This is a genomic window from Micromonospora sp. NPDC005205 (assembly GCF_040608275.1).
Lineage (GTDB): Bacteria > Actinomycetota > Actinomycetes > Mycobacteriales > Micromonosporaceae > Micromonospora.
In genome coordinates this window covers 91,888-98,985 of record NZ_JBEXHV010000024.1, presented here as the reverse complement: position 1 = coordinate 98,985, position 7,098 = coordinate 91,888, and the positions used below count along the sequence as shown (strand labels likewise).

The following is a 7,098-nucleotide window of genomic DNA, read 5'->3' as shown; positions in this document are numbered from 1 at the left end:
GTCGCCCACACCGCGATGACGTTGCGCGACCACCTGGACATCCCGCTGGTCAGCACCATCCACGCCACCGAGGCCGGCCGGCACCAGGGCTGGCTGCCCGAGGAGATGAACCGCACCATCCACGGCGTCGAACACTGGCTCAGCAACTCCTCCATCCGGGTGATCACCTGCTCGGGTTACATGCGCGACCAGGTGACGGCGCTATTCGACCTACCTGCCGGCCAGGTCGACGTGGTGCCCAACGGGGTCGACGACCGGGCCTGGCGGGCCCGCCCCCGAGCGGTCGCGTCGGCCCGGGCACGGTTCGCCGGGGACGGCCCGTTGGTCGGGTACGCCGGCCGGCTGGTCTACGAGAAGGGCGTCCAGCACCTGGTGCACGCCATACCCCGGCTGCGCGAACGACACCCGGGGCTGCGCGTGGTGATCGCCGGCGACGGCCCGTACCGCACCGAGCTGGAGGCGGAGGCCCGGCGACTGGCGCTCAGCTCTACCGTCCGGTTCACCGGGTTCCTCGACTCCACCCAACTACCGGCGATGCTCGGCGCCACCGACGCGACGGTGGTCCCCAGCCTCTACGAGCCGTTCGGCATGGTGGCGCTGGAAGCGGCGGCCGCCGGAGCGCCCCTCGCCGTGGCCCGTACCGGCGGCCTCGCCGAGATCGTCGAACCCGGCGTGACCGGGGTGACGTTCCCGCACAGCGACCCGGACGCGCTCGCCGGCGCGGTCGGCCAACTGCTCGGCGACGAGGTCTTCGCCCGCCGGCTGGCCCGCCGGGCCCGCACGATGGTCGGCGAGCGGTACGGCTGGGCCACCATCGCGGCCCGCACCGCCGCCAGCTACGCCACCGCCCGCCGCGAACACGGCCCCGTGCAGGCCCGCCGCGCCGCCGCCCGACTGAGCGCCGGACGGACCCGCATCGCCATCCCGGAAGGGAACCTGCTCGCTGCCGCCGACCACGCCGCCTGCTGAGCCAAGTCGGACGACCGATAGGTGACTTCCGATCCGCTGGTTAGGGTGTAGCCCGGACAGCGGCTGAGGAGGAGCGTGCACAGGTGCTGATCGCTGGTCGGTACCGGCTGCTGGACCTGGTGGGTCGCGGGGGCATGGGTCGGGTTTGGCGTGCCCGCGACGAGATGCTGCACCGCGAGGTGGCGGTCAAGGAGATCGTCCCACCGAGTTGGCTGGCCGATCATGAGCGGGACGAGGTGCGCTCACGCACCATGCGGGAGGCGCGCGCCGCGGCCCGACTCAACCACCCCGCAGTGGTCCGGCTCTACGACGTCGTCGCGGTCGACGGCAGCCCGTGGATCATCATGGAGTACGTCCCGTCCCGCACCCTCCAGGACGTCGTCGACGCCGAGGGGCCGCTCGAGCCGGCCCGCGCAGCCCGGATCGGGCTGGCCGTGCTCGACGCGCTCCAGGCCGCGCACACCGCCGGAGTGCTGCACCGCGACATCAAACCGCAGAACGTGCTCGTGGCGCACGACGGGCGGGTGATGCTCACCGACTTCGGGCTGGCCACCTTCGACGGTGGCGACGGCGCGATGACCCGCCCCGGCATGGTCTTCGGCTCCCCGCAGTACGTGGCCCCCGAGCGGGCCGCCGAGGGCGTGTCCACGGTGGCCGCCGATCTGTGGTCGCTCGGGGCGACCCTGCACGCCGCCGTGGAGGGCCGGTCCCCGTACGCCCGCAGCACCGCGATGGCCACCCTGAGCGCGCTGGCCGCCGGCCCGCCCGACCCCGCCCCCCACGCCGGGGCGCTCGCGCCGCTGCTGGAGGGGTTGCTGCGCCGCGACCCGCGCGAGCGCCTCGACCACGACGCGGCCCGTCGGTTGCTCACGACGGCCGCGACCGGCCGCGCCGACCTGCCGCCGGCGACCGACCGGCCCTCTGGTGACGGGCCGGTGCCAGGGCTGATCGCCCACCCCGCCGCCGTCGACGACGACCAGGACCCCACCATCCCGTTGCCCGATCCGTCCGACGAGCCGAACCCTGCCCCGGCCGCAAACGGAGGGGCCTCCCCCACGCCGGGCGCGGACCGGGCGGCCCGGGGACCGGCCACCCGCCGGCTGGCACTGATCGGTGTGGCGCTGCTGGTGGCCGTCGCGGCCGGTGTCGGTACCGCGCTGACCTTCGCCGGCGACAAGCCCGGCGACACGGTCGCCTCGTCCTCCCCGCAGCCGCCGAACCGTCCACCCGACAACAGGCCGGACGGACCAGGCGGACCGGGCGGACCGGGCCCCGGGCCGCCGCCCAACGGACGGGACGTCCCCCCGCCGCCCTTCGCGTGTGTCCGCCCGCATGTCGCCGGCACGCCGGTGCTGGCCGGCGACCCGGCCCCCGGCGAACAGTTCCGGCCACCGCCGGGCTGGGTCTGGCACGCCGACACCACAGGCTTCCGGGTCTCCGTGCCGGCCAGCTGGTACTACTCCCGCGACGACGGGGTGGCCTGCTTCCAGGACCCGGCGACCGGCCGGGCCTTCAGCGTCGCACCCGGCAACAGCGCCGACCCGTTGGTCCGGCTCCGCGCGGCCCGGGACGCTGCCGCCGGGGCCGGGGCGTTGCCGGGGTACGACGAGATCCGGCTCGCCACCGGCGACGGCGGGGCGGAGTGGGAACTCCGGTGGCAGGCCCCCTACGGCGACCTGTGGCTGCACGCCCGGCAACAGGCTGTCGCCGCCGGCCGCTGGACGCTGGCCTGGATCACCCACGACGAGGACTGGGCCGGGGCCGCAGCCGACTGGAAAAACGTGCGAGAGAGTTTCCGACCACCCCGCTGACCTGCACCGTATGGCCATGATCGAGACCACCGTCCGTCGTGGATCGAGGCCGCTCAGTGGATGAATTAGCCGCCATTGGTGGCTATCGTGGATCCCGGGGTGACCGAGGGGGAGCGACCGTGCATCAGTTGCTGATCGCGGGTCGGTACCGGCTGCTCGACCTGGTCGGCACCGGCGGAATGGGCCGGGTGTGGCTTGCTCGCGACGAGATGTTGCATCGCGACGTAGCGGTGAAGGAGGTCGTGCCGCCGTCCTGGCTGGCCGAGACCGAACGCGAGGAGTTGCGGCTACGGACCCTGCGCGAGGCACGCACCGCCGCTCGCCTCAACCATCCCAACGTGGTCCGCCTCTACGACGTGGTGCACGACCGGGAGAGCCCCTGGATCGTGATGGAGTACGTGCCGTCGCGCTCGGTGCAGCAGATCATCAGCGCCGAGGGGCCGCTGAGTCCGCAGCGCACCGCCCGGATCGGGCTGGCGGTGCTCGCCGCGTTGCGCGCCGCCCACGCCGCCGGGGTGCTGCACCGCGATGTGAAGCCGCACAACGTGCTGGTCGCCGACGACGGGCGGGTGGTGCTCACCGACTTCGGGCTGGCCACCTTCGACGGCGGCGAGGGTGTGATGACCGGTCCCGGCACCGTGCTCGGCTCGCCACAGTTCGTCGCCCCCGAACGGGCCCGCGAAGGGGTGTCCGACCCGCGCACCGACCTGTGGTCGCTGGGCGCGACGCTCTACGCCACTGTCGAAGGGCAGTCACCGTACGCGCGATCGAGCGCGATGGCGACGCTCAGCGCGCTGGCCACCGAACCACCGGACCCGATGCGTCGGGCCGGCCCGCTGCGTCCCGTCCTCACCGGCCTGTTGCAGCGCGACCCCTGGCGGCGGTTGACCGCCGCCGAGGCGGAGCCGCTGCTGCGCACCGCCGAGGCGAGCCACGGCGAGCCCGCCGGGTCGGTCCGATCCTCGGCGGTCGCGGCAATTCGCAGCGCTGGCCGTGCCGTCGCGCCCCACCCGGTCGAACCGGCGACCCCGTCGGGCGAGCCGGCCACGCCGACCCCGAGCCCGCGCCCGCGAGACCGACCGGGCCGGCGAGGGCGCCTGATCGCCCTGGGCGCGGTGGCTGCCGCTGTGCTCGTCGCGGGAGGCGTCACGCTCGCGCTGGTCAACCGGCACGACGACCGGACCCCTCCGTCCGGCTCGGGCGGCGGCGCGTCGACCTCCCGGCCGGCCGCGTTCGCCTGCACGTCTCCCCCGCCACCGTCGGCGACCCCGGTCGTGGCGGTGTCACCGCCACCCGGCGTGAAGTACGGGCTACGCGAGGGCTGGACCTGGTACGACGACCCGAGCGGGTTCCGGATCGCCGCGCCGGTGGGGTGGGCGCGCTGGACCGAGGGCTCGGTGACCTGCTTCCGGAGATCCGGCGGGACCCGGGTGCTCAGCGTCGAGGCGGGGCCGGCCCGTCCCGATCCGGTGGCGCACTGGGAGGCCGAGGAGGATCGGCTGACCGCCAACGCCGCGCTGCCGGACTATCGCAAGGTGGACATCTCCGCGATGGACATCTTCGAGGGCGGCGCGGTGTGGGAGTGCGGCTGGCAGAACGCCCTCGGCGTTCCGGTGCACAGCTTTCGCTTGCTCGCCAACACCTCGGCCGACCGCTCCTACACCGTCTCGTGGTTGACAGAAGAGTTCGACTGGCAGGTCAACGCGGCATACTTGCCGATGATCCGGCAGAGCTTCACCCCCACCCTGTAACCCGGTCCGATGTGGACCTTCCGGGTGATGCCCCTGCGACGCCGACGCTTACTACAGTGGCGTAGTTTTGGGCGCTCAAGATCCCTGGGGAGGGTGAGCCGAGATGATGGGACCGCAACACGCGCTGTCCGGCGCGGCGGTATGGCTGGCTGGCTCCTGGGCACTGGAGCAGTTCGCCGACTACCACCAGTCGCCGCTCGCGTTGGCGGTGGGCACCGCGGTGTGCGCCGGCGGCGCGCTCTTTCCCGACCTCGACATGTCGGGCAAGGTGACCAAGAACCAGGGTGGGGCCACCGTGGCCCGTACCTTCGGAGTCTTCTCGCTCTTCGCCGCCGAGGTGATGGAGAAGGTCTCCCTCGGGGTCTACTACGCCACGAAGCTCAGCAAGGACCCACGCCGCAACAACGGGCACCGGACGCTCACCCACACGCTGCCGTTCACCGTGCTGGTCGGCTGGGGCACCACCGCCCTCTGCGCCGCGTACGGCAAGTGGGCTGTCATCACCATCCTGTTCTTCATGTTCGGCCTGGCGCTGCGCGGACTGTTCGACGAGTGGGCCGAACGGGCCGGCTGGGTGATCATCACTCTCGCGTCGGCCGGGGCCGCCTGGTTCACCTTCGCCAACCTGCCGGGCGGACGCGGCTATCCACTGATCGGCACCGCGCTCGGCGTGGGCTGCTTCGTGCACATCCTCGGCGACATGATCACCAGAGCCGGCGTGCCGATCCTCTGGCCGATCCCCATCAAGCGGCGCATGTGGATGATGATCGGCCTGCCGAACAGCATCGCCCTGCGCGTCGGCAGCAAGGCCGAAGTGGTCGGAATGCGCATCGCACTGACCGTCGTCTCCGCGCTCGCCACCGTCGGCCTGATCGCGCCCTCGGTGCTGAGCCGATTCGACATCGACATATGACCGATCCTGCGTCGGTGCCGGTGCCGGTGCCGCCCGGCACAGCCGGTGACCATCTGCCGGTCCCACCCGACGCGGACGACCGCGTACCGGAGTTCTGCCGCGCCCTGGGGCTGCCCGGTCTCGCCGACGTGCACGTGCACTTCCTGCCACCACGCCTGCTGCGTAGGGTGTGGGCCTACTTCGACGCCGCCGGGCCTCTGGTCGGCACCGAATGGCCGATCCTCTACCGCTGGGGCGACGCCGAACGGGTCGCGCACCTGCGCCGGCTCGGGGTGCGGGCGTTCAGCGCCCTGGCGTACGCACACCGACCGGGCATGGCGGCGGAACTCAACCGCTGGACGCTGGACTTCGCCCGCGACACCCCCGGGTGCCTGGCCTCGGCCACGTTCTACCCCGAGCCGGACGCCCCCGGGTACGTCGAGGCAGCCCTCGCCGAAGGCGCCCAGGTGTTCAAGCTGCACCTACAGGTCGGCGGCTTCGCGCCGACCGATCCGGCGCTGGACCCGGTGTGGGGGATGCTGTCCGACGCGGATGTGCCGGTGGTGGTGCACGCCGGGCACGCACCGGTGGGGACCTCCCACACCGGCCCGGAACCGTTCGCCGCCCTCCTCGCCCGCCACCCTCGACTGCCCGCCGTGGTGGCACACATGGGAGCTCCGGACTACCAGGCCTTCCTGGACCTCGCCGAGACGTACGAGCGGGTCCGACTGGACACCACAATGGTGTTCACGCCCTACTTCGACCAGTTCGTTCCCTACCCCGCCGAGGCGTTGCCCCGGCTACGCGAGTTGGGGCTGGCCGGCAAGGTGCTGCTGGGTAGCGACTTTCCGAACATCCCGTACCCGTACGCCGACCAGGTGACCGGGCTCGCCCAACTGGACCTGGGCGACGACTGGCTACGCGCGGTCTGCTGGAACAGCGCCGCCACCCTCTTCAACCTGCCCTGACCCTCGCCCGCCGCGCCCCACAGGCCCGCGCGCCGCGCCTTCGCCTTCCCCCCAAAGCGTCGTCGCGCGCCCTCTCCCCGCGCCTTCGCCGCACCCCGCGCCTGCACCCCACCGGGCCGCGCCCCCGCGCCCCTCGCCCTACCGGGCCGCGCCGGGCCCCGCTCCGCACACCCCACCGGGCCAGGCCCCGTGCCTTCGCCGCACCCCGTGCCTTCGCCGCACCCCGCACCCCGCACCCCGCACCCCGCACCCCGCACCCCGCACCCCGCACCCCGCACCCCGCACCCAAGATCGTGCTCGATCCTGGATGTAGTGGCTTCCACGACTGGTTGAGGGAACTACATCCTGGATCGAGCACGATCTTGCCGCCGCACGACCCGCCCGCCCCCTTGACCCGCGACCAAGATCCGCGCAACTTCCCGGAAGTTGCTGCCTCTGGCGGATGGGAGGCAGCAACATTCCCCATGTTGCGCGGATCTTGGCCGCGACCGTCCTCTGCGACTGACCGGCCGGGGGCGGCACGGCGCGGACCGACCGGGGGCGGCACGGCGCGGACCGACCGGGGGCGGGGCCACGCGGACCGACCGGGAGCAGCGCGGCGCGGACCGGGACCGGCGCGGACCAGGACCGGCGCGGACCAGGACCGGCGCGGACCAGGACCGGCGCGGACCAGGACCGGCGCGGACCAGGACCGGCGCGGACCAGTA

At 73.3% G+C, this 7,098-nt stretch carries 5 protein-coding genes; all 5 read left to right on the top strand.

The annotated features are described in order from the left end of the window. Positions 1-969 (top strand): glycosyltransferase family 4 protein (locus ABZU43_RS29885; protein ID WP_355009729.1); only part of this gene is annotated, 969 nt, incomplete at its 5' end. Positions 970-1,052: 83 nt separating this feature from the next. Further along, on the top strand, positions 1,053-2,780 hold the full coding sequence (locus ABZU43_RS29880; RefSeq protein WP_355009728.1) for a protein kinase: 1,728 nt from the start codon (positions 1,053-1,055) through the stop codon (positions 2,778-2,780). Positions 2,781-2,899: 119 nt separating this feature from the next. Next, positions 2,900-4,531 carry a serine/threonine-protein kinase gene (locus ABZU43_RS29875; protein WP_355009727.1) on the top strand — a complete coding sequence of 544 codons (1,632 nt, stop codon included), beginning with the start codon at positions 2,900-2,902 and terminating at the stop codon, positions 4,529-4,531. A 103-nt stretch (positions 4,532-4,634) separates the two neighbouring features. Further along, on the top strand, positions 4,635-5,444 hold the full coding sequence (locus tag ABZU43_RS29870; RefSeq protein ID WP_355009726.1) for a metal-dependent hydrolase: 810 nt from the start codon (positions 4,635-4,637) through the stop codon (positions 5,442-5,444). A gap of 53 nt (positions 5,445-5,497) precedes the next feature. Beyond that, entirely contained in the window at positions 5,498-6,391 is an 894-nt protein-coding gene (locus tag ABZU43_RS29865) for an amidohydrolase family protein (protein ID WP_355009737.1), read from the top strand. The last annotated feature ends 707 nt before the right edge of the window (positions 6,392-7,098 follow it).

Bases quoted from the DNA above. Each gene is read 5' to 3' on its own strand.
- ABZU43_RS29870 (WP_355009726.1), top strand. From the start codon at position 4,635: ATGATGGGACCGCAACACGCGCTGTCCGGCGCGGCGGTATGGCTGGCT.